Here is a 22478-nt window from a genome sequence, read left to right on the forward strand (position 1 = left end):
GACGATGACGACACCAGACAACAGCGGCGACGTCCGCCTCTCCGGTATCAGCAAGACGTACGACAACGGCTTCACCGCCGTACAGCCGCTGGACCTGACCGTGCCGCAGGGCTCCTTCTTCGCCCTGCTCGGCGCCTCCGGCTGCGGCAAGACCACCACCCTGCGCATGATCGCCGGCCTGGAGGAGCCCACGACGGGCGCCGTCCACCTCGGCGACCAGGAAGTGACCCACCTGCCGCCGTACAAGCGGCCGGTGAACACGGTCTTCCAGTCCTACGCCCTCTTCCCGCACCTCGACATCTTCGAGAACGTCGCCTTCGGTCTGCGCCGGCGCGGCATCAAGAGCGTGAAGAAGCAGGTCGAGGACATGCTGGAGCTGGTCCAGCTCGGCGAGCAGGCGGGCAAGAAGCCGCACCAGCTCTCCGGCGGCCAGCAGCAGCGCGTCGCCGTCGCCCGCGCCCTCATCAACCACCCCAAGGTGCTGCTGCTCGACGAGCCGCTCGGCGCCCTCGACCTCAAGCTGCGCCGCCAGATGCAGCTGGAGCTCAAGCGCATCCAGACCGAGGTCGGCATCACCTTCGTCCATGTCACGCACGACCAGGAGGAGGCCATGACCATGGCCGACACGGTCGCCGTGATGAACGCGGGCCGCGTCGAGCAGCTGGGCTCCCCGACCGACCTGTACGAGAACCCGAACACGACCTTCGTCGCGAACTTCCTCGGCACCTCCAACCTCATCGAGGCCGAGGTGGACACGAAGAACGGCGACGACATCGTGCTCAAGGCGGGCGGCGGCAAGCTGGTGCTGCCGAAGGCGCGATGTGCGGCCCCGACGACGGCCGGCGGCAAGGTGCTGGTCGGCATCCGCCCCGAGAAGATATCGCTCACGCACGTCGACGACGCGGGGGACATCCCGGAGGGCCGCAACCGCCTCACCGGCAGGATCGCCGACGCCAGCTTCATCGGTGTCTCCACCCAGTACGTGATCGACAGCCCCGTCTGCGACGAGCTCGCGGTGTACGTCCAGAACGTCGAGCGCGACGGCCGGCTCGTGCCCGGCGCCGACGTCGTCCTGCACTGGAGCCCGGCGCACACCTTCGGTCTCGACGCCGCACAGGACATCGACGCGGGCACCGAGGAAGAGGTGGCCGCCTGATGTCGACGCTCACCGAAGCCGAGGCGCCCCCGCCTCTCGCGCCCACCGCACCGGAGCAGAAGCCCCCGCGGAGGCGCGGCCGGTTCACGCCGTACTGGCTGCTGCTGCCCGGCATCCTCTGGCTGGTCGTCTTCTTCGCGCTGCCGATGATCTACCAGGCCTCCACCTCCGTGCAGCAGGGCTCCCTGGAGGAGGGCTACAAGGTCACCTGGCACTTCGCCACCTACTGGGACGCGTTCAGCGAGTACTGGCCGCAGTTCCTGCGGTCCGTCCTCTACGCGGCCGGGGCCACGGCCCTGTGCCTGCTGCTCGGCTACCCGCTGGCCTATCTGATCGCCTTCCGCGCGGGCCGCTGGCGCAACCTGATCATGATCCTGGTGATCGCGCCGTTCTTCACCAGCTTCCTGATCCGCACCCTGGCCTGGAAGACGATCCTCGCCGACAACGGCCCGGTGGTGCACGTCCTGAACTCGCTGCACGTCCTGGACCTCACCAACTGGCTCGGCTGGACGGCCGGCGACCGCGTCCTCGCCACACCGCTGGCGGTGGTGTGCGGACTGACGTACAACTTCCTGCCGTTCATGATCCTGCCGCTGTACACCTCGCTGGAGCGGATCGACGGACGGCTGCACGAGGCGGCGGGCGACCTGTACGCCAAGCCCTGGACGACCTTCCGCAAGGTGACCTTCCCGCTGTCGATGCCGGGCGTGGTCTCCGGCACGCTGCTGACCTTCATCCCGGCGGCCGGCGACTACGTCAACTCCGAACTGCTCGGCTCCACCGACACCCGCATGATCGGAAACGTCATCCAGACGCAGTTCCTGCGGATCCTGGACTACCCGACCGCCGCGGCCCTGTCCTTCATCCTCATGGCCGCCATCCTGGCCATGGTCACGATCTACATCCGCCGGTCCGGGACGGAGGACCTGGTCTAAATGCCCTTCGTCAACTGGCTCAAGCGCCATCTCGTCGTCATCGCGGGAACCCTGACGCTCGCGTACCTGCTGCTGCCCAACGTCATCGTGACGGTGTTCTCCTTCAACAAGCCGAAGGGACGCTTCAACTACGAGTGGCAGCAGTTCTCCCTGGACGCCTGGAAGCAGCCGTGCGGCGTCGCCGACATGTGCGGCTCGCTGTCCCTCAGCCTCCAGATCGCGGTGTGGGCGACGGTCGGCGCCACCCTGCTCGGCACGATGATCGCCTTCGCGCTGGTCCGCTACCGCTTCCGCGCCCGCGGCGCCGTCAACTCGCTGATCTTCCTGCCGATGGCGATGCCCGAGGTCGTCATGGCAGCCTCGCTGCTCACCCTGTTCCTCAACATGGGTGCTCAGTTGGGATTCTGGACGATCCTCATCGCCCACATCATGTTCTGCCTCAGCTTCGTCGTCACCGCGGTCAAGGCGCGCGTGATGTCGATGGACCCGCGCCTGGAGGAGGCCGCCCGGGACCTGTACGCCGGCCCCGTGCAGACCTTCCTGCGGGTCACCCTGCCCATCGCGGCACCGGGCATCGCGGCGGGCGCGCTGTTGTCGTTCGCGCTGTCCTTCGACGACTTCATCATCACGAACTTCAACGCCGGCTCGACCGTCACCTTCCCGATGTTCGTGTGGGGTTCGGCGCAGCGCGGCACGCCCGTCCAGATCAACGTGATCGGTACGGCCATGTTCCTCGTCGCCGTCCTCATCACGCTGTTCTCGATGCTGGTCGGCAACAGCCGCAACAAACAAAGGGCATAAGCCTTTTCAGGAATTCCCCTGTCGGGAACGTCCACTGTAGGGAGTTGAAATCATGGCCCCAAGCGCCATGAGTCGTGGCAAAGACAACTGGATCGCTTCTCTCTCCGAAGCCCAGCCGGTGCCGTACTGGCTGGAAGACCCCGGCAAGCCCCACCCCGAGCCCGCCCTCACCGGCACCGACACCTGCGACCTGCTGGTCGTCGGCGGTGGCTACAGCGGACTGTGGACCGCGCTCAACGCCAAAGAGCGCGACCCGCAGCGGGACGTGGTCCTGCTGGAAGGCCGCGAGGTGGGCTGGGCCGCCTCCGGCCGCAACGGCGGCTTCTGCGCCGCCTCCCTCACCCACGGCCTGCCCAACGGCCTCACCCGCTGGCCCGACGAGATCCAGAAGCTCGAGGAGCTGGGCCGGCGCAACCTCGACGAGATCGAGGCCGCGATCACCCGGCACGGCATCGACTGCGACTTCGAGCGCACCGGCGAGATCGACGTGGCCACCGAGACCTACCAGGCCTGGGAACTGCGCGACTGGCACAAGGAGTTGGCGGAGCAGGGTCTCGCGGACGGCATCGAGTTCCTGGACGCCGACGCGGTGCGCGAGCAGGTGAACTCGCCCACCTTCGAGGCCGGCCTGTGGGACCGCCGGGGCGTGGCCATGCTGCACCCGGCGAAGCTGGCCTGGGGCCTGAAGAGGGCCTGTCTGAAGCTCGGGGTGCGGGTGTACGAGCACACGCCCGCGCTGACGTTGAAGAGTTACGGCGCCGGGATGGCCGTACGCACGCCGTACGGAGCGGTCCGCGCCCGCAGGGTCGCGCTCGGCACCAACATCTTCCCCAGCCTGCTGCGCCGCGTGCGCTCCTACACCGTCCCGGTCTACGACTACGCGCTGATGACCGAGCCGCTGAGTGAGGCGCAACTGGAGTCGGTCGGCTGGAAGAACAGACAGGGACTCGGCGACTCGGCCAACCAGTTCCACTACTTCCGGCTCTCCGCCGACAACCGCATCCTGTGGGGCGGCTACGACGCGATCCACCACTACGGCGGCCGGGTGCGCGCCGAGTACGACGACCGGCCGGAGACGTACGCCAAGCTCGCCGGCCACTTCTTCACCTGCTTCCCGCAGTTGGAGGGCGTCCGCTTCACGCATGTCTGGGGCGGCGCGATCGACACCTGCTCGCGCTTCTCGGCGTTCTTCGGCACGGCGCACCAGGGGAAGGTCGCCTACGCGGCCGGGTACACCGGCCTGGGCGTCGGCGCGACCCGCTTCGGCGCGGACGTGATGCTCGACCTGCTGGCGGGGGAGCGCACCGAGCGGACGGAGCTGGAGATGGTCCGCAAGAAGCCGCTGCCGTTCCCGCCCGAGCCGTTCGCCTGGACCGGGATCGCCCTCACCAAGTGGTCCCTGGCCCGCGCGGACGCGCACGGCGGCCGCCGCAATCTGTGGCTGCGGACGATGGACCGGCTGGGGCTGGGCTTCGACAGCTGAGCCCTTTCGCCGGCCTGTGGGCTTCTACCCGGCCCCTGTGGCTGCGTCAAGCCCCGAGTTTCCGGAGCATGACTCCGCTGCCGCGTTCGGGCGTACTTGAAGCACGGGCCTCACCGGGAGGCACCGACTTCCACCCCGGATCGGCAGGAGAAGATCATGACCCTCATCGACCGCTTCAACCGCTTCAGCCGCAAGCACGACGCCACTCGTCCCCAGCGCCGCCTGGGCCTGGCGACGGCGGTGGCCTCCGCCGTCGTCGTCGCCGGGGGTGTCATGCTGCCGGCGGCGGCCGCCACGGCGGCGCCGATGCACCAGACGTCCGTGGTGACCATGGCTCCCCGCCACGACCACCACGACGGGGACTACTGGAACCACGACGGCCATGACGACTGGGACCACCATCACCACCACTGCGACGACTGGTACTGGTACTACGACTAGCCGTCGCCCCCGGCCGGCGCCGAAGTGTGACCCAGATCACCTCGATGGGGGTGCGGAACCCGCGTAATGCCCCCCGGAAGGCCTCCCTCTCTCCTCCTGACGCGACCGCTCCGGACGGTCGGGCGAGAGAGGGAGGCCTTGACGATGACTGGGGCGAAGACGGCGGCCGAATGGCTGGCATCCGTCGCACCGGACCCCGAAGCCTGCCGCTGGGAATGGGAGCGCAGTCCCCTCGGGGTCGCGCTGCTGCCCGCCGGCCGGGCCTGGGACGTACTGATCCTGCCGGGTGACCTCGGTTACCCGACCCTGGACGTGCTCATCCGCGTGCTCGACCGGCCCGGCCCGGTACTCGTCGACTTCGGCGACGACCGGGTCGGGTTCTTCGTGCCACCGGGCACCGCGGCCCGCTGGGTCGGCACCGGCGTCCGCACCGCCGGATACGGCACCTGGATCGTCGTGCCGTATCCGGGCCGGGCGACCCGGGGCGTGCGCTGGCTGGTGCCGCCGGACGGCTCGGGCACGCTGACCGACCCCGCGCTGCTGGAGCTGGCGATGCACGAGGCGGCGGCGCGGCTGGCCGGGGGAGGGGACGGGGAACGATAGCCCCCGCAGGAGACTCAGACGGAGCCCCGCGCCCCTTCCTTCCTCAAGGTGCCCGGCTTCTTCGAGAGGCCTGGCTTCGTCGAGCCGCCCGGGTGCTTCAGGACGCCCGGCACCAGGGACAGGGCGGTCAGCAGCACGGTGCACAGGCACCAGCTGGCCACCACGTCCAGCGGCCAGTGCCAGCCGTACCGGACCAGGCCGTACGACACTCCGAGCACCAGGGCCGCGCACACGGCGACCAGGCTCCGGCGGGCGGCCGTGGAGCGCAGCCAGGGCAGCAGAAGCAGCGTCGCGGAGCCGTAGGCGATGGCCGCGGTGGCCGTGTGCCCGGAGGGGAAATAGCCGACGGCCGGAGGCGCCACGGGGGTCCCCGGCCGTGCGGTCCAGTCCTTGAGCGGTACGACGATCGCCGGGACCAGCGCCATGAGTACGGCCGCGGCGGCGGGGGGCAGCCACCACCGTTTCGTACCGCTGGACCGTCCCCGCCAGAGGACGTGGAGCAGGGCCGCGGCGAGCACCGGGACGGCGACCTGGATGTTGCCGAGATCGGAGAGGTACGCGCCGAATCCGTCCCGATGGACCAGGTCCCGGCTGAGGCGGGAGTCCAGGCGCAGCAGCGGGCCGTGGGTCACGACCTGCCAGGTGATCACGGCGAAGAGTCCGGCCGGGAGACCGAGGAGCACACAGTGGCGGGCTGAGGTCGACACGGTGCCCAGCTTCGCAGGTCCGTTCGGCCCGGAACGAATCGTCGGGCCATGTCCGGGAAACCCGCGAGGTGAGGAGAAGGAGGTCGGCCGCCCCGGAACAGGGGGGGTAGTTCCGAGGCGGCCGATCGGATCGGAACGTCGCGCGCCCCGGGGGGTTTGGGGCGGCGACCGTCCGATCGGTGAGGAGATCCCGGAGCCGTCAGGCGCCGGTTGTTGTGTGCGCGAGGGCACGACCAGGTCGAAGCTGGGGAGGCCCCGGCCTGAAATCGCCCACAGTCCCCTGTGGGCGGGGTGTATCTCTCATCTGGGTAGAACCTACGGCAGGCCGGGCCGCTTGGGCAGACGGAATCGGCTCCCGCCATCCACCTCGCACACCTTCTTCACACGGCCTGCCGCAGGCACCGTTCACAGGTGCGGAGCAGTCGCTCAGATGCGCGCGAAGGCCTGCTCGATGATGTCGAGGCCCTCGTTCAGCAGGTCCTCGCCGATCACCAGCGGGGGCAGGAAGCGCAGCACGTTGCCGTAGGTGCCGCAGGTCAGGACCAGCAGGCCCTCGGCGTGGCAGGCCTTGGCGAGCGCGGCGGTGGCCTCCGGGTTCGGCTGCTTGGTGGTGCGGTCCTTCACGAGCTCGATCGCGATCATCGCGCCGCGCCCACGCACGTCACCGATGATGTCGAACTTCTCGGCCATGGCGGTGAGGCGACCCTTCATGATCTCCTCGATGCGCTTGGCCTTGCCGTTGAGGTCGAGCTCCTTCATGGTCTCGATGGCACCGAGGGCACCCGCACAGGCGACGGGGTTGCCGCCGTACGTACCACCCAGCCCACCGGCGTGCGCGGCGTCCATGATCTCCGCACGCCCGGTGACGGCGGCGAGCGGAAGCCCACCGGCGATGCCCTTGGCGGTGGTGATGAGATCCGGGACGATCCCCTCGTCCTCGCACGCGAACCACTGCCCGGTCCGGCAGAAGCCGCTCTGGATCTCGTCGGCGACGAAGACGATCCCGTTGTCGGAGGCGAACTGCCGAATGGCCGGCAGGAAGCCCTTCGCGGGCTCGATGAAGCCGCCCTCGCCGAGCACGGGCTCGATGATGATCGCGGCCACGTTGTCCGGGCCGACCTGCTTGGTGATCTGGTCGATGGCCTGCGCGGCGGCCTCGGGACCGGCGTTCTCCGGCCCGGTCGGCCAGCGGTAGGCGTACGCCACCGGCACCCGGTACACCTCGGGGGCGAACGGCCCGAACCCGTGCTTGTACGGCATGTTCTTCGCCGTCAGCGCCATGGTCAGGTTGGTCCGCCCGTGGTACCCGTGGTCGAACACCACGACGGCCTGCCGCTTGGTGTACGCACGCGCGATCTTGACGGCGTTCTCGACGGCCTCGGCGCCCGAGTTGAACAGCGCGGACTTCTTGGCGTGGTCACCGGGCGTCAGCTCGGCGAGCGCCTCCGCGACCTCCACATAGCCCTCGTACGGGGTGACCATGAAACAGGTGTGGGTGAAGTCGGCGAGCTGGGCGCTCGCGCGCCGTACGACGGCCTCGGCGGAGGCACCGACGGAGGTCACGGCGATACCGGACCCGAAGTCGATGAGCCGGTTGCCGTCGACGTCCTCGATGATCCCGCCACCGGCGCGCGTGGTGAAGACCGGCAGCACGGAGCCCACGCCCTGCGCGACCGCGGCGGTACGGCGGGCCTGCAGCTCCTGCGACTTCGGGCCGGGGATGGCGGTGACGACGCGGCGCTCCTGCGGAAGTGCGGTCATGGGGGCTCCTGATGATCTTGCGTACCGGGCGGTCTGATCTGGCGTCCCGGACGATTCCGGGCGGTGCGTTTTCGGCCGCATACCTATCTTTCTTCGCAGGCTAGGGCCGGGGGTGGGGGGTGGGCATGCTCCATGTGGGCGTTGTCGGTCACCCCGGTTGTCCGTCATGGACATAGCCGAGTGGCCGGGGTACGCCCAGAAGGCGGGCGCTCTCGGCCGCGTATGCGGTGAACTCCCCCTGCCGGGGCGTTAGATTGCTCGCTGACGGTGGACGGAACGGCTGGTCAGGGGGCAAGGGCGATGGACGGCGACGGCACGCGCGACGCACGCGGCACGCATGCGAATCCTGTACCTCGCCCAGCGGTACCACGCGAGCAAGCAGCCGTACCACCCATGCCGGCAGTACCTCCCAGTGTGCCGCCGGCACCGGACGGCTCCGCTTTCCTGACCTGGCTTCGCACACCCCGCCCGGAGGCGGCACCCGGCGTGTGGCGCCTCGGACACCGGCCCCGGCCCGAGCAGGAGCCGGAGCAGACCCCGGCCCGGCAGCTGATCAGCGGCGCTCTCATCGCCTTTCTCGTCGGCTGGCTGGTCTGGTCGCTGCTGTGGAACGGCTATCTCGGCAGCTGGTGGGTGCTGCCGCTCGAACTGCTCGTCCCCGACTCCTGGCGCAACAGCGACAGCAATGTGTCGCGGGCCTTCCTCTGGTACGGCTACTACACCGTCATCGTGCTTGCCATTCTGCTCATCGTCGGCCGTATCGGCCGCTGGGGCGAGGTCTGGCGCCGCTACGGCCCGCCGGCCTGGCGTCCGGCCCTGCCGGTGGCCGAGCGCCCGCCCGCGCCCGAGCAGGACCCGGCCGAATGGCCCCACCTGCGCCGCGCCGGTGCCCACGAGGCCGCCGATCGGCTCGCCGCCGAGGCGAAGGCCGGGCTCATGCGGGACGTCGATCACGCGCGGATCAGCCGGGCCTGGCAGGGGGTGCGGTCGGGACGGCACACGCTGGCCACCTTCACCGGCGCCGTGCTCACGGACGGCTCCGCCGCCTGCCTGCACCCCTCCGGCGAACGCGACCTGCCCGTGCGGCACGCGCGCCACGACCTGATCACCGGCCAGGTCCGGCTCGGCACCACCGTCGACGACCCCCGCAACCCCTACCACTACCGCGGCGCGGGCCTCGGCCTCGACCCCGGCCTGCTCGGTACCTCGCTGCTCGTCGTAGGCCCGTCCGGCTCGGGGAAGACCGGCGCGGTGGTACGGCCACTCGCCGAGTCCCTGTGCCTGCACGCCCTCGCCGGGCGCGCCTCCGTCGTGGTCGTCGGCGCGGCGGGCGCCGGCCTCGGCCCGGCCGAGGCCTACGACGTCGTCGTACGCGTCGGTCACCCGGAGTCCGTCTACGACCTCGACCTGTACGGCGGCACCACCGACCCCGACGAGGCGGCTGCCATACTCGCTGAGGCCCTCGCAGGCGACCTCGCCGATGCGCACCCGGGCAGCGACAGCCGCCGCTCGACCACGGTTCTCGCCCAGCTGCTCGGTCCCTTCCGTGCCGTCCACGACCGCTTCCCGTCCGTGCCCGAGCTGCGCCAGCTCCTCGACGGTGTTCCCGGCCCGCTCGCGGCGCTGCGCAAGGCGTTGACGGACACCGGACAGGACGGGCTGCTGCGGGAACTCGACGCCCGCGAACGCCAGATGACCCACCCGGGCGATGTCGGCACCGTGCTCGCCGACCGGATCGCGCTGCTCGACCGGCCTGCCTTCGCCGGCTTCTTCAACACCTCCGACCAGGCCCGGCCGTTCTCGCTCAAGGCCCTCGACCATCCGGTGCGCGTCCGCATCGACCTGCCCCAGCGCGGGCACGCCGACGCCTCCCGGATCCTGGCCCGGCTGGTGCTTGCCCAGTTCACGGCAGCCGTGACCGTACGGGAGGACCGGTCGCTCTTCGCCTGCCTGATCCTCGACGACGCCTCCGGCGTCATCACCCCGGAGGCGGTTCGCGGCATCCAGCGCCTCCGCTCGGCGGGAGCCGGCGCGGTGCTCACCCTGCGCACCCTGGACGACGTACCCCGGCCGCTGCGCAGTCCGCTGCTCGGCACCACCGGCTGCCGGATGGCACTGTCCGGGGTCACCCCCTGGGACGGGCAGGACTTCGCCGAAGTGTGGGGCAAGGAGTGGATCGAGACCCGGGACGTCACCGATCGCCAGATCATCGCCGAGACCCCGGCCGGCAAGGCCGTGCACATCCTGCGCCGGGTCATCACAGGACAGGCCCCCACCGCCCGTGCCGTCACCGTCCGTCAGGTGGAGCGTGAGCGGTGGTCTGCGTCCGAGTTGGCTCATGGGGTGCCGGCGGGGCATGCGGTGTTGTCGTTGACGAGTGTGCGGGGGGAGCACGCGCCGCCGTTGCTGGTGGATCTGCGGGGGTGAGAAGGCGGCGGGGGACCGTACGGTGAGGCAGAATCGGTGTAGGCCGTTCGTACGGTTCGGCCAAAGGATGTGTCCAGAGGGTCCGTCCAAAGGATCCGTGCGATGGATCTGTCCGAAGGATCTGTCCAAAGGACCCGTCCGGAGGGTTCGTTCAACAGGTCCATTCGGAAGATCCATCATCTGAACGTTCGATCTGCCGTCGACTGAAGGCCTCATGCCCCCGACCCTCGCCTCGCTCGTCCACCACTCCGCGCTGAAGCTGACCGTGCGCGCGGGCGAGGACCGCCTCGACGTGCCCGTCCGCTGGGCCCACGTCAGTGAGCTGGCCGACCCCGTGCCGTACATGGAGGGTGGTGAGCTGCTGCTGATCACCGCGCTCAAGCTGGACGCCGAGGACCCCGAGGCCATGCGGCGGTATGTGAAGCGGCTGGCCGGCGCCGGCGTCGTCGGGCTCGGGTTCGCCGTGGGGGTCAACTACGAACACATCCCGGCGGCCCTCGTCGACGCCTGCCGGCAGGAGGGGCTGCCGCTGCTGGAGGTGCCCCGCCGCACCCCCTTCCTCGCCATCAGCAAGGCCGTGTCCGCCGCCATCGCCGCCGACCAGTACCGGGCCGTCACCGCGGGGTTCGCCGCCCAGCGCGAGCTGACCAAGCAGGCGCTGAACGCCGGGCCCGAGGGGCTGCTCGGCGCGCTCGCCGGACAGGTCGACGGGTGGGCCGCGCTCTACGACGCCTCCGGCGCCGTCGTCGCCGCCGCTCCCGAGTGGGCCGGCCGGCGTGCCGCCCGGCTGACCGCCGAGATCGAGCGGCTGCGGGGGCGGCCCGCGCCGGCCTCGTCCGTCGTCGGCGGGCCCGAGCACGAGGACCGGGTCGAGCTGCACTCCCTGGGGACCGGGCGGCGGCCGCGCGCCGCACTCGCCGTCGGCACCGCCGCCGCCCTCGGCACCGCCGAGCGGTACGCCGTGCACTCCGCCATCGCCCTGCTCACCCTCACCACCGAACGCTCCCGTTCCCTGCAGGCGGCCGAACAGCGCGTCGGCACGGCCGTGCTGCGCATGCTCCTCGCCGGTGAGCCCGACCACGCCCGGGCCGTCGCCGGGGACCTGTACGGCGGGCTGCTCGACGCGCCGTTCCGGATGATCGTCGCCGAGTCGGCGTCCGGATCCGCTGCTCGGGCGCACGCGGACGCCCACGGTCACGTGCGTGGGCCGGGTGCCGGTGGCGCCGTGCCTGCCACCGGCGAGGTGAGCGGTGATCCGCTGGGCGGCCTGGCGGAGAGCCTCGAGTCGGCCGCCGCCCGCTCCGGGGAGGCCGTGCTGGTCGTGCCCGAGGGGGAGCGCCTGGTGGTGCTCGCCGCCGACGGGGGCGCGGCGGTGGCCGCCTGCACGAGTCACGCGGCGGCGCTGGAGGCGGCGCGGGCGGTGCCGGAGCGGACCGGGGGTGACGAGGAGGAGCTGGTCGTCGGGCTGTCCGCGCCGGCCGGGCCGATCGCCGCCGCGGCGGCCTACAAGCAGGCCGAGCAGGCGCTGTCGGTGGCACGGCGACGGGGGCGGGTGCTGGTGGAGCACGAGCAGCTGGCCGCGGGGTCCGTGCTGCCGCTGCTGGCCGACGACGCGGTGAAGGCGTTCGCGGACGGGTTGCTGCGGGCGCTGCACGAGCACGACGCGACGGGGCGGGGGGATCTGGTCGCCTCGCTGCGGGCGTGGCTGTCGCGGCACGGGCAGTGGGACGCGGCCGCGGCGGACCTGGGCGTGCACCGGCACACGCTGCGGTACCGGATGCGGCGGGTCGAGGAGATCCTCGGGCGGTCCCTGGACGATCCCGACGTCCGGATGGAGCTGTGGCTCGCCCTGAAGGCCACCAGCGCCGAGTAGTCCAAGTAGTCCAAACAGTAGTGCCGGGGCTGCCTACTGCTACGACTCGGACAAGCGACCCCCGGCCACCCCCGCCCTACCGTTGACCACGAAAGCCAAGCACACCCCCAACGCGGAAGGGCCGGGACTCGCACATGACTTCCATCCACGCCTTCTGGCTCGCCGGCCGCCAGGTCACCGGCGAGGACACCTTCGACGTCACCTCGCCGTGGGACGGCCGGCTCGTCGGCAGGGTCGGCGTGCCGACCGACGCCCAGGTCGAGGAGGCCGTGGCCGCCGCGTACGCCGTGCGGGACGAGTTCGCCGCCACCCCGGCGCACGTGCGCGCCGCCGCCCTCGACCACGTCAGCAAGCGGCTGGTCGAGCGCACCGAGGAGATCGCCCAGCTGATCTCCGCCGAGAACGGCAAGCCCATCAAGTGGGCCCGGGGCGAGGTCGGCCGTGCCGTCTCCGTGTTCCGGTTCGCCGCCGAGGAGGCCCGCCGGTTCAACGGCGGCGAGGCCCAGCGGCTCGACACCGACGCCGGCGGCCAGGGCCGGCTGGCGCTCACCCGCCGCTTCCCGAAGGGTGTCGTGCTCGGCATCGCGCCGTTCAACTTCCCGCTGAACCTGTGCGCCCACAAGGTCGCCCCCGCGATCGCCGTCGGTGCGCCCATCGTCCTCAAGCCGGCCCCCGCCACCCCGCTGTCCGGTCTGATCCTCGGCGAGCTGCTGGCCGAGACCGACCTGCCGGCCGGCTCCTGGTCGGTCCTGCCGGTCCCGAACGACCGCATGCCCGCCCTGGTCCAGGACGAGCGCCTGCCGGTGATCTCCTTCACCGGTTCCGACAAGGTCGGTTACGCGATCATGGACTCGGTGCCGCGCAAGCACTGCACGCTGGAGCTGGGCGGCAACGGCGCGGCCGTGGTCCTCGCCGACTACGCGAGCGACGCCGACCTGGACTGGGCCGCGACCCGCATCGCGACCTTCTCCAACTACCAGGGCGGCCAGTCCTGCATCTCCGTGCAGCGCGTGATCGTGGACGCCTCCGTCCACGACCGCCTGCTGCCGCGCATCGTCGCCGCCGTGGAGGCCCAGGTCACCGGTGACCCGTCCGACGCCAAGACGGACGTCGGCCCGCTGGTCAGCGAGGACGCCGCCAAGCGCGTGGAGTCCTGGGTGAAGGAGGCGGTCGAGGCCGGCGCCACGCTGCTCACCGGCGGCGACCGCGACGGCGCCTCCTACGCGCCGACCGTCCTCACCGACGTACCGGCGGACGTCACCCTCGCCTGCGAGGAGGTCTTCGGACCGGTCCTCACCGTGCAGAAGGTGGACGGCGAGGCGGAAGCCTTCGCGGCGGTCAACAACTCCAAGTACGGCCTCCAGGCAGGCGTGTTCACCCACGACCTGCAGGTCGCCTTCCGCGCCCACCGCGCCCTCGAGGTCGGCGGCGTGGTGATCGGCGACGTCCCGTCCTACCGCGCCGACCAGATGCCGTACGGCGGCGCCAAGCAGTCCGGTGTGGGCCGCGAAGGCGTGCGGTTCGCGATGGAGGACTACACCTACGAGCGCGTGCTGGTCCTGACCGGTCTCGCGCTCTGACCTGCCACGGACAGGTCGGAAACGGCAGCGGCCGGTGCCCACTGTGCGGGGGCACCGGCCGCTGTCGTTTCCTGCCTCTGAGTAAAGGATTCGGCATCGGCTGTTCAAGAGTCCTGCTGTGTGTCTTGTTCTGTCCATGACTCTCCCGATGGGATGCGCCTGACCAGTTCGTCCGACTCAGGACGTCTCAGGGATTTGTCAGGGGAACACATGCGCATAGCCCGTACCGGGCGCGGCCTCGCGGCTTCCGCCGCCACTGCCGCACTCGTCGCCGCAGGACTGGCGACCATCTCCTCGGCCGGCGCCACCAGCGCCGCGCCCGCCGGCGTACCGCACACCTTCGCGCAGCCGGCCATCGCGGGGCACAACCTGGTCCACGGCGTGGCCAGCCCCCTTCCCACCGCCCAGTGCCAGGCCAAATGGCACATCAACTGCTACAACCCGCTGCAGTACCGCACCGCGTACAACCTGAACCCGCTGTACAAGAAGGGCATCACGGGCAAGGGCCGTACGATCGTCATCGTCGACTCCTTCGGGTCCCCGACCGTCCAGCACGATCTGGACGTCTACAGCAAGCAGTTCGGGCTGCCCAGCACCAAGGTCAACGTCGTCAAGTGGGGTCACGTCCCGAAGTTCGACCCCAAGAACCCCGACATGACCGGCTGGGCCGGCGAGACCTCGCTGGACGTCGAGATGGCCCACGCCGTCGCGCCCGACGCCAAGATCGTCCTCGTGGAGACGGCGGTCGCCGAGACCGAGGGCACCACCGGTCTGCCGGAGATGATGTCCGCCGAGAAGTACATGATCGACCACGGGGTCGGCGACGTCATCAGCCAGAGCTTCGGCGCCACCGAGAACACCTTCCCGGGCTTCGACAAGGGCGATTTCTCCAGCATCAAGAAGCTGCGGTACGCCTACGAGGACGCGCAGCGCAAGCACGTGACCGTGCTCGGCTCCTCCGGTGACGGCGGCGCCACCGACGCCATGGCGGACGGCAAGACGTTCTACAAGTACCGCGTCAACTCCTGGCCGTCCTCCGACCCGTTGGTCACCTCCATCGGCGGCACCCAGCTCCACCTGAACGACAAGGGCCGGCGCGTCAAGCCGGACAGCGTCTACAACGACAACGGCGCGGGCGGCGGCGGCCAGTCCCACGTGTTCAACCGCCCGTCCTTCCAGGACGGTGTGAAGAACGTCGTCGGCACCCGCCGTGGCACCCCGGACATCTCGATGGCCGCCGCGGTCAACGGCGGTGCCTGGGTGTACTCCAGCTACGACCCGACCGCCACCGGCTGGGACGTCTCCGGCGGCACCAGCGAGGCCAGCCCGCTGTTCTCGGGCATCGTCGCCCTCGCCGACCAGGCGGCCGGCCACCGCCTGGGCGACCTCAACCCGGCGCTCTACACCCTGCTGAAGCAGAAGAACCCGGGCATCGTCGACGTCAACGACGGCACCGACAACAGCTACCAGGGCGTCACGGGCTACAAGGCCGTCAACGGCTACGACATGGCCACCGGCGTGGGCACGCTCGACGCCCTGCGGTTCGTGTCCGCCCTGGCCAGGAACCACTGACGGTCACCGCTTTCAGGCTCTGCAGGGCGCTGCCCGTCCTGCAGAAGGGGCCCGGCACCGCTGCCTTTCGGTGTCGGGCCCCTTCCCGTCGTCGGCTGATCCGGACCCTCAACCGGAGAAGCCGACGTGCGCGAGCCGCAGCGGGCCGCGCAGCCTGAGGCGGACGTCGTGCACGCCGTCGACGACCAGCGCGACGGCCAGGGTCGTGTAGGCGTAGCAGTCGGCCGTGGGGGTGTCCAGGGTCAGCACGGCCCGCACCGGGCCGCCGTCCAGGGACACCTCCAGTGCGCCCTCGCCCGCCACCTGTGCCGTCACCTCGCGCACCCCCGTACCGAAGTCGCAGGCACGGAAGAGGAGTTCGGCCGTGCCGCCGTGCGCCGGTGTCACCGCGTCGCCCGCCGTCCTCGTCCGGTCCACGACGGCCGCGCCGCACTGCTCGTCGAAGTCGGCCGCCGGCAGGCCGCGTTGCCGGGCGGCGCGCGGGGCCGGGGGCGTGCCGTCGAGGTGCACGGTCGTGCGCAGGCGGATGTCCTCGCTGGACGCGCCGAGCAACAGGTCGTACGGCCCTCTCTCCAGCCGTCGGCGGCCCTGTGCCGCGTCCCAGAACTCCAGGGCGGTCAGCGGGACTTCGAAGGAGAGGGGGGCCGTCTCGCCGGGGGCGAGGGTGACACGGCGGTGGGCCAGGAGCTCGCGGCGCGGGCGGGCCACCGACGGGTCCACGGCCCGGCCGTAGAGCTGCACCACCTCGTCCGCCACCCGGTCCCCGGTGTTCGTCACCGCGCACGAGACACGCACCGAGCCGTCCTCGGCACGGGCCGCCAGGCCGGCGTAGGCGAAGGACGCGTACGACAGGCCGTGGCCGAAGGGGAAGAGCGGGGTGCCCTCGAAGTAGAGGTAGGTCTGCCGGCTGCCGATGATGTCGTAGTCGAGCAGGCCGGGCAGGTCGGCGTCGGAGGCGTACCAGGTCTGGGGGAGACGGCCGGCCGGGGAGACGTCACCGGCCAGGGTGCGGGCGAGGGCCGTGCCCGCCGCCTGGCCGCCGTGCGCGCTCCACAGCACCGCCGGCAGCCGTGCCACGTCCACCGCGTACGGATAGGCCGAGGTCAGCACCAGTACGGTGTGCGGGTTCGCGGCCCGGGCCGCGCCCAGCAGCTGCTGCTGGTGCGCGGGCAGCCGGAGGGTCGTACGGTCCTCGGTCTCACGGCCGCCTATGTGCGGGTCGTTGCCCGCGACCACCACGACCACGTCCGCCTGCCCGGCCGCCCGGGCCACGGCCTCCTCGCCCCGTTCGACCGTGATCACCTCGAAGACGTCGCCGGAATCCTCGGCCCCGGCAACCTTCACGCCGTCGGCGGCGACCCGCACCTGACGACCCGTGCCCAGGTGCGTGAGGAGGTGACCGCTGCGGTGCGGTGCGAGGCGGAAGGTCTCCTGGACCACCCAGCCGCCCGGCTGGTCGGCGGCGGCGCGCAGGAAGCCGTCCTCGGCGACCGAGAGATACCGGCCGTCGGGCGCGCGCAGCGTCAGCACGCCCTCGCCCCAGTCCACCAGCGCGAACTCGGTGCCGACGGGGTCCACGGTGAGCGGCGGCAGATCGGTACGGCCACGCAGCAGGGCCGGGTCCAGGGCGCCCTCGGCGCCGCGCACCTCCTCCGGCGCGTCCGCGGCCGGCACGTGCAGGAAGGCACCGGCGGCGGTGCGCAGCCGGACGCGGTCCACGCCCTCCGCGAACTCCACCCGGTCCGCACCGAACCGCTCGTACAGGCCCTCCAGGGGAGTGGAGCGGTGCAGCAGGCTGCCGCTGTACCAGTCGAGCTTGCACTCGTCGGCGAGCAGGCCGACCACCGCGATCCGGGTGCCGGGCGCGAGCGGGAGCAGGTCGTCGTCGTTCTTCAGCAGCACGATCGCCTGCTCGGCGGCCTCCCGGGCGAGCGCCCGGTGTGCCGGGGTGTCGAACTCGCCGGTGCCGGCGTGCGGGTCGTAGTGCGGGTCGAACTCGCCGAGCCGGAACCGGACGGAGAGCTGGCGGCGTACCGCGGTGTCGATGTCGGCCTCCGTCAACAAGCCCTGCGCGTAAGCCTTTCCGACCCGTCCGACGATCTGCGAGCTGTCCGTCCCGTGGTCGGTGAAGCTGTCCACGCCGGCCAGCAGGGCGGCGGCGGTGGCCTCCTCGTGGGTGTCGAAGTAGTGCTCGGCGTCCACCAGGTTGGAGGGCGCGCCCGCGTCCGAGCAGACCAGCAGGTCGTCGTCGGTCCAGGTGCGCAGCTCGGAGCGCAGGTAGGGGGAGAGGTGGTTGGGGCGGCCGTTGACCAGGTTGTAGGCCGGCATCACCCCGGCCACCGCACCGGCCTCCACGGTCTCCCGGAAGGCGCGCAGATCGTACTCGTGCAGCACGCGCGGCCGGACGGAGGCGTTCGACGTGGCCCGGTCGGTCTCGTTGTTGTGGGCCAGCCAGTGCTTGAGGACGGGGGCCGTGCGCCAGTACACCGGATGGTCACCGCGCAGGCCGCGCGTGTACGCCGTGGCGATCGCCGAGGTCAGCTCGGGATCCTCCGAGTAGCCCTCCTCGTTACGGCCCCACAGCGGATGCCGGAGCAGGTTGACCGTCGGCGACCAGACGTTGAGGCCGACCCGGTCGTCCCGGGCCCGCATCGCGCGCACCTCCTTGGACACCGCCTCGCCGACCCGCCGCACCAGCTCCGGGTTCCAGGTCGCGCCCAGCCCCACGGCCTGCGGGAACACCGTGGCCGGCCCCATCCAGGCGACGCCGTGCAGCGCCTCCTGGCCGGTGCGGAAGGCGGCGATGCCCAGGCGCTCCACGGCGGGCGCGAACTGGTGCAGGAAGGCGGTCTTCTCGTCCAGCGTGAGCCGTGCCAGCAGGTCGTCGATGCGCTTCGCGAACGGCAGCTGTGGATCGCGGAAGGGCGGCATGGACGGCACGTCAACGGTCACGAGCGGTTCCCCTTGCGAACGGAGCGACGAGGATCTTTCGAAGCGCTTCGATGCTCGATCGGCGGAGGCTCGGATGTCAAGTTCCCGTGCGGAATCTTGGAAGCGACCCTTGTGTGCCCCAGGGTGTTCACTTAATCTCGCAGCAACATCGAAGCGCTTCGACGCCTTCGCCACCTCATGTCGACCGGCTTCCGCCTTCGTCGAAGCGCGCTTCCGCTCAGCCAGATCCACTCGAGACACCGCAGCCGACGGCCACCGCCGGGTGTCCTGGTGTGCCATGAAGGGTTGACGCAATGACGCCGAACGCCGCCTCCGCATCCTCCGCGCCCAGCCGGAGAAGCTCCCCCAGCCGGAGGAGCTTCCTCGCCTCCACCGCGGTCGCCGCCGCGGCGGTCGCCGGGGGGATGCCGATGCTCACCGCCTGCGGAGGTTCGGACAGCGGGTCGAGCGGAGGCTCCTCCGCCGGCAAGGGCGAGAAGAGCCTGCTGCCGTCCTACGTGGCGAACAACGTGGTGACCCCGGACATCCCCGCGAAGAACGGCTCGGCGATCGGCTTCACCGGCAAGCTCGACCTCGCGACCCTGAAGACCTCGGTGCCCGAGAAGCTCGGCAAGGGCGGCAAGGTCACCGTCATGTCGCCGTTCTGGGGCACCCCGCCCAAGGGCGACAACGCCTACTACAGGGCGATGAACGACCTCATCGGCGTCGACGTCGTCTGGCAGAACCAGGACGGCAACACCTACGACCAGAAGCTCGGCGCGGTCCTCGCCTCCAGCGACGTACCGGACGTCGTGGTCGTCCCGAGCTGGAACATGGGCGGCAGGATCCCCACCGCCATCATCAGCAAGTTCGCCGACCTCGGGCCGTATCTGTCGGGAGACAAGGTCAAGGACTACCCGAACCTCGCCGCCATCCCGACCGACGCCTGGCAGCGCTGCATCATCGGCGGCAAGCTGCGCGGACTGCCGCAGCCCTCCCCGTACGTCACCGGCATCGTGCCCCTCTACCGCAAGGACGTCTTCGACAAGGAGGGCTACCAGGTCCCGCGCTCCGCGGACGAGTTCATGTCCCTGGCCAAGGAGATCACCAACGCCAAGGCCAGGCGCTGGGCCTGCATGGACATGAAGTGGACCGCCTTCCAGGCCTTCGGCGTGCTCTCCGGCAGCGAGAAACCGCTCGGCTGGAACCTCGTCGACGGCAAGCTGATCAACCGCATCGAGACCGAGGAGTACCTCGAAGCGCTGGAGTGGACCCGCAAGCTGTTCGCCGCCGGATACGTCCACCCCGACGCCATGATGGGCAAGAACGCCCCCGACCCGGGCCCCAAGTTCGCCGCCGGCGAGTTCCTGATCTACCCCAACAACATCAGCCAGTGGTGGAGCCGCACCGCCGAACAGGCCACCCAGAACCCGCAGTTCAAGATCTGGGGCATGGACGTCTTCGGCCACGACGGGGGCAGCCCGCGGCTGTGGGCCGAACAGCCGGCCGGCATCTTCGCCTTCGTCAACAAGAAGGCCTCCGAGTCCGTGATCCGTGACGTTCTGGCCGTCGCCGACGTCACCGCCGCGCCGTACGGCACCAAGGAGTACATGCTCACCAACTACGGCGTCCAGGGCGCCGACTACACGGTCAGGAACGGCGTGCCCGTCAAGACCACCCAGGGCAACAACGAGGTCCTCAACGCCTACGTCATGGTCGCGAGCCCCGCCGCCACCATCGCCCACCCCGACTTCCCCGACGTCGCGAGGGCCCAGGTCGAGTGGCAGCAGCGGATGGGCGCCTTCACCAGGAAGTCCAGCTTCTACGGCCAGATGATCACCGAACCCTCCCGCTACACCAACCTCGGCAACGACTTCGAGCAGCTCGAGGACGACATCACCCGCGGCCGCAAGAAGATCAGCGACATGCAGCAGGCCGTCTCCGACTGGAAGAGCAAGGGCGGCGACGAACTGCGCGACTGGTACAAGAAGCTCCTCGACGAGAACGGCCCCGCGGCCGGCTGAGGCGAGACACCGAGGCAAGGAGAAGGCCGTGTCCCACAGCACGGTGCCTCGCAGCAGGGCCGAGGCAGACGACAGGCCGGGGAAGACCCCGGTGACCTCCGGCGACGCCACCGGATCACGGAAGAACCGCAGGAGGGCGAGGACCGGAAGGCTCGGCCTGCGCCTCAGATTCAGACGCGACCGCGTCCTGATCCTGATGACGCTGCCGGCCGTCCTGCTGCTCCTGCTCTTCAACTACCTGCCGATCCTCGGCAACATCGTCGCCTTCCAGGACTACGACCCCTACATCAGCGACAACGGCATCGTCTCGATGCTGCACAGCCCCTGGGTCGGCTTCGAGAACTTCCAGCGGATCTTCGCCGACTCGGCCTTCTGGAACGCGGTGCAGAATACGGTGGTCCTGTTCGTCCTGCAGCTCGTGCTGTTCTTCCCCGTCCCGATCCTGCTCGCGCTGCTCATCAACAGCGTGGTACGGCCGAGGGTGCGTGCGTTCGCCCAGGCGGTCCTCTACCTCCCGCACTTCTTCTCCTGGGTACTGGTCATCTCCGTCTTCCAGCAACTCTTCGGCGGGGCGGGCGTCTTGTCGCAACTCCTGCGCCAACACGGGTACAACGGGCTGGACATCATGACCGACCCGTCCACCTTCAAGTTCCTCGTCACGGCGGAGGGCATCTGGAAGGACGCGGGCTGGGGAATCATCATCTTCCTGGCCGCGCTGGCCTCGGTGAGCCCCGACCTGTACGAGGCCGCCGCGATGGACGGCGCCGGCCGCTGGCGCCGCATGTGGCACGTCACGCTGCCCGCGCTGCGCCCGGTGATCGCGCTGCTGCTGGTCCTCCGGGTGGGCGACGCCCTGACCGTCGGCTTCGAGCAGATCCTGCTCCAGCGCGACGCCGTCGGGCCGGGCGCGGCGGAGGTCCTCGACACCTTCGTCTGGTGGAACGGCGTCCGCAACCAGGACTTCGGCTACGCGGCCGCCGCCGGCCTGATCAAGGGCGTGGTCAGCCTCGGACTGGTCCTCGCCGCGAACAAGGTGGCCCATCTCATGGGCGAGCAGGGGGTGTACAGGAAATGACGGCCGTTCTCGACGAGCCGAGGAGCAGACCCCCGCGAGGGGCGGCGCCGCCGCGCCCGGTGTGGGAGGAGGAGCCGAGCAGGGCGGGGGTGGCCAGCAAGGGCCTGGTCCTCACCCTGGCCTGCCTCGGCATCCTCTTCCCGCTCTGGATCGTGGTCGTCACCAGCCTGTCCTCGCGGAGGACGATCGACCGGGCGGGCGGCCTGGTCATGATCCCCAAGGGCATCACCTTCGTCGCGTACAGGGAGCTGCTGAGCGGCGGCCAGGTCACCCGTGCGGCGGTCATCAGCATCCTGGTGACCCTGGTCGGCACGCTGTTCTCGATGACGGTGTCCGTCCTGTGTGCCTACGGCCTCTCGCGCATCGGCTCCCTGGGTCACCGCTGGTTCCTGATGCTGCTGCTGGCGACGATGTTCTTCAGCGCGGGTCTGATCCCGACGTACCTGCTGGTGCAGTCCCTGGGCCTGATGGACAGCTACCTGGCCCTGATCCTGCCGAGCGCGGTGAGCGTCTTCAACATCCTCGTCCTGCGGGGCTTCTTCATGGGCATCTCGCAGGAACTCGTCGACAGCGCGCGCATCGACGGCGCGGGGGACTTCCGGATCCTGTGGCAGATCGTGATGCCGCTGTCGAGGGCGGTACTGGCGGTCATCACGCTGTTCTACGCGGTCGGGTACTGGAGTGCGTGGTTCAACGCGTCCCTGTACTTGAACGACCAGAACAAGATGCCGCTGCAGAACGTCATGATCCAGCTGGTGCAGAAGCAGCAGGCACCGACGGGGCTGGGCCAGGCCATCAAGACGGGCGAGCTGTCGGGTCTCGCGGTGCAGATGGCGGTCATGGTGATGGCCCTGCTGCCGGTCGCCGTGCTGTCACCGTTCGTCCAGAAGCACTTCAAGAAGGGGATGCTGACGGGGGCGGTGAAGGGGTGAGCGGCGCCCTCTGAACGGGGGCGGGCTGTCTCGTTGGCGACTGCGGGTCCGCCGTGGTCGCTCGCGCAGTTCCCCGCGCCCCTTCGAGGCGCGCAGCCTGCGCCGGCGCCCGCCGGCGGCCCCCCCCCCCCCCCCCCCCCCCGCCCCGTGGGCCCCCCCCCCCCCCCCCCCCCCGGA

Annotated in this window: 16 protein-coding genes; 13 read left to right on the plus strand and 3 right to left on the minus strand. The window is 70.6% G+C overall.

Features of this window, described 5'->3' with window-relative positions:
* The first annotated feature begins 4 nt into the window (after positions 1–4).
* From ABT288_RS10220 to ABT288_RS10245, 6 genes are all read left to right on the plus strand, one after another.
* Positions 5–1156: an ABC transporter ATP-binding protein gene (locus ABT288_RS10220; RefSeq protein ID WP_502972739.1), complete on the plus strand. Its 1152-nt coding sequence runs from the start codon at positions 5–7 to the stop codon at positions 1154–1156.
* Positions 1156–2091, plus strand: a complete 936-nt coding sequence (locus ABT288_RS10225) for an ABC transporter permease (RefSeq protein WP_351604707.1) — start codon at positions 1156–1158, stop codon at positions 2089–2091. Before ABT288_RS10220 ends, ABT288_RS10225 begins: the two co-directional genes overlap by 1 nt.
* Positions 2092–2892: an ABC transporter permease gene (locus tag ABT288_RS10230; protein WP_351604709.1), complete on the plus strand. Its 801-nt coding sequence runs from the start codon at positions 2092–2094 to the stop codon at positions 2890–2892. It abuts the gene before it with no gap.
* Between the two features lie 52 nt (positions 2893–2944).
* Positions 2945–4375: an NAD(P)/FAD-dependent oxidoreductase gene (locus tag ABT288_RS10235; protein ID WP_351604711.1), complete on the plus strand. Its 1431-nt coding sequence runs from the start codon at positions 2945–2947 to the stop codon at positions 4373–4375.
* A gap of 156 nt (positions 4376–4531) precedes the next feature.
* Positions 4532–4816, plus strand: coding sequence for a hypothetical protein (locus ABT288_RS10240; RefSeq protein WP_351604713.1), 285 nt, complete (start codon positions 4532–4534; stop codon positions 4814–4816).
* Positions 4817–4960: 144 nt separating this feature from the next.
* Positions 4961–5419 carry a hypothetical protein gene (locus ABT288_RS10245; protein WP_351604715.1) on the plus strand — a complete coding sequence of 153 codons (459 nt, stop codon included), beginning with the start codon at positions 4961–4963 and terminating at the stop codon, positions 5417–5419.
* Between the two features lie 14 nt (positions 5420–5433).
* Here the strand turns inward: ABT288_RS10245 and ABT288_RS10250 are convergent, their stop codons facing one another.
* A complete protein-coding gene (locus tag ABT288_RS10250; RefSeq protein ID WP_351604717.1) occupies positions 5434–6126 on the minus strand; it encodes a phosphatase PAP2 family protein in 693 nt (230 codons plus the stop codon).
* Between the two features lie 426 nt (positions 6127–6552).
* A complete protein-coding gene (gene gabT / locus ABT288_RS10255; protein ID WP_351604719.1) occupies positions 6553–7887 on the minus strand; it encodes a 4-aminobutyrate--2-oxoglutarate transaminase in 1335 nt (444 codons plus the stop codon).
* Between the two features lie 300 nt (positions 7888–8187).
* On the opposite strand from gabT, the gene ABT288_RS10260 reads away from it, so the two are divergent.
* From ABT288_RS10260 to ABT288_RS10275, 4 genes are all read left to right on the plus strand, one after another.
* Entirely contained in the window at positions 8188–10314 is a 2127-nt protein-coding gene (locus tag ABT288_RS10260) for an ATP-binding protein (RefSeq protein WP_351604721.1), read from the plus strand.
* A gap of 214 nt (positions 10315–10528) precedes the next feature.
* On the plus strand, positions 10529–12187 hold the full coding sequence (locus tag ABT288_RS10265; RefSeq protein ID WP_351604723.1) for a PucR family transcriptional regulator: 1659 nt from the start codon (positions 10529–10531) through the stop codon (positions 12185–12187).
* 134 nt (positions 12188–12321) lie between these two features.
* Positions 12322–13767, plus strand: coding sequence for an aldehyde dehydrogenase family protein (locus ABT288_RS10270; protein WP_351604725.1), 1446 nt, complete (start codon positions 12322–12324; stop codon positions 13765–13767).
* Between the two features lie 210 nt (positions 13768–13977).
* A complete protein-coding gene (locus ABT288_RS10275; RefSeq protein ID WP_351604727.1) occupies positions 13978–15339 on the plus strand; it encodes a S53 family peptidase in 1362 nt (453 codons plus the stop codon).
* 108 nt (positions 15340–15447) lie between these two features.
* Here the strand turns inward: ABT288_RS10275 and ABT288_RS10280 are convergent, their stop codons facing one another.
* Complete coding sequence (locus ABT288_RS10280) at positions 15448–18270, minus strand: glycoside hydrolase family 3 C-terminal domain-containing protein (protein ID WP_351604742.1); 2823 nt, start codon at positions 18268–18270, stop codon at positions 15448–15450.
* A 314-nt stretch (positions 18271–18584) separates the two neighbouring features.
* Here ABT288_RS10280 and ABT288_RS10285 point away from each other — a divergent pair, with 314 nt between their 5' ends.
* From ABT288_RS10285 to ABT288_RS10295, 3 genes are read left to right on the plus strand one after another with little or no spacing between them, the layout of a single operon-like run.
* On the plus strand, positions 18585–20294 hold the full coding sequence (locus tag ABT288_RS10285; protein WP_351604729.1) for an extracellular solute-binding protein: 1710 nt from the start codon (positions 18585–18587) through the stop codon (positions 20292–20294).
* A 28-nt stretch (positions 20295–20322) separates the two neighbouring features.
* The gene (locus ABT288_RS10290) at positions 20323–21369 is read left to right on the plus strand and encodes an ABC transporter permease (protein ID WP_351604731.1); all 1047 of its coding nucleotides are present in this window, start codon (positions 20323–20325) and stop codon (positions 21367–21369) included.
* Positions 21366–22301 (plus strand): carbohydrate ABC transporter permease, encoded by a 936-nt coding sequence (locus tag ABT288_RS10295; protein WP_351604733.1) that lies wholly within the window; start codon positions 21366–21368, stop codon positions 22299–22301. Before ABT288_RS10290 ends, ABT288_RS10295 begins: the two co-directional genes overlap by 4 nt.
* The last annotated feature ends 177 nt before the right edge of the window (positions 22302–22478 follow it).

It is taken from the genome of Streptomyces sp. NPDC001093, from assembly GCF_040298985.1.
Taxonomy (GTDB): Bacteria; Actinomycetota; Actinomycetes; order Streptomycetales; family Streptomycetaceae; genus Streptomyces.

Coding starts and splice junctions, on each gene's coding strand:
- ABT288_RS10220 (WP_502972739.1), top strand. CDS start 5: ATGACGACACCAGACAACAGCGGCGACGTCCGCCTCTCCGGTATCAGC.
- ABT288_RS10225 (WP_351604707.1), top strand. CDS start 1,156: ATGTCGACGCTCACCGAAGCCGAGGCGCCCCCGCCTCTCGCGCCCACC.
- ABT288_RS10230 (WP_351604709.1), top strand. CDS start 2,092: ATGCCCTTCGTCAACTGGCTCAAGCGCCATCTCGTCGTCATCGCGGGA.
- ABT288_RS10235 (WP_351604711.1), top strand. CDS start 2,945: ATGGCCCCAAGCGCCATGAGTCGTGGCAAAGACAACTGGATCGCTTCT.
- ABT288_RS10240 (WP_351604713.1), top strand. CDS start 4,532: ATGACCCTCATCGACCGCTTCAACCGCTTCAGCCGCAAGCACGACGCC.
- ABT288_RS10245 (WP_351604715.1), top strand. CDS start 4,961: ATGACTGGGGCGAAGACGGCGGCCGAATGGCTGGCATCCGTCGCACCG.
- gabT (WP_351604719.1), bottom strand. CDS start 7,887: ATGACCGCACTTCCGCAGGAGCGCCGCGTCGTCACCGCCATCCCCGGC.
- ABT288_RS10260 (WP_351604721.1), top strand. CDS start 8,188: ATGGACGGCGACGGCACGCGCGACGCACGCGGCACGCATGCGAATCCT.
- ABT288_RS10265 (WP_351604723.1), top strand. CDS start 10,529: ATGCCCCCGACCCTCGCCTCGCTCGTCCACCACTCCGCGCTGAAGCTG.
- ABT288_RS10270 (WP_351604725.1), top strand. CDS start 12,322: ATGACTTCCATCCACGCCTTCTGGCTCGCCGGCCGCCAGGTCACCGGC.
- ABT288_RS10275 (WP_351604727.1), top strand. CDS start 13,978: ATGCGCATAGCCCGTACCGGGCGCGGCCTCGCGGCTTCCGCCGCCACT.
- ABT288_RS10280 (WP_351604742.1), bottom strand. CDS start 18,270: ATGCCGCCCTTCCGCGATCCACAGCTGCCGTTCGCGAAGCGCATCGAC.
- ABT288_RS10285 (WP_351604729.1), top strand. CDS start 18,585: ATGACGCCGAACGCCGCCTCCGCATCCTCCGCGCCCAGCCGGAGAAGC.
- ABT288_RS10295 (WP_351604733.1), top strand. CDS start 21,366: ATGACGGCCGTTCTCGACGAGCCGAGGAGCAGACCCCCGCGAGGGGCG.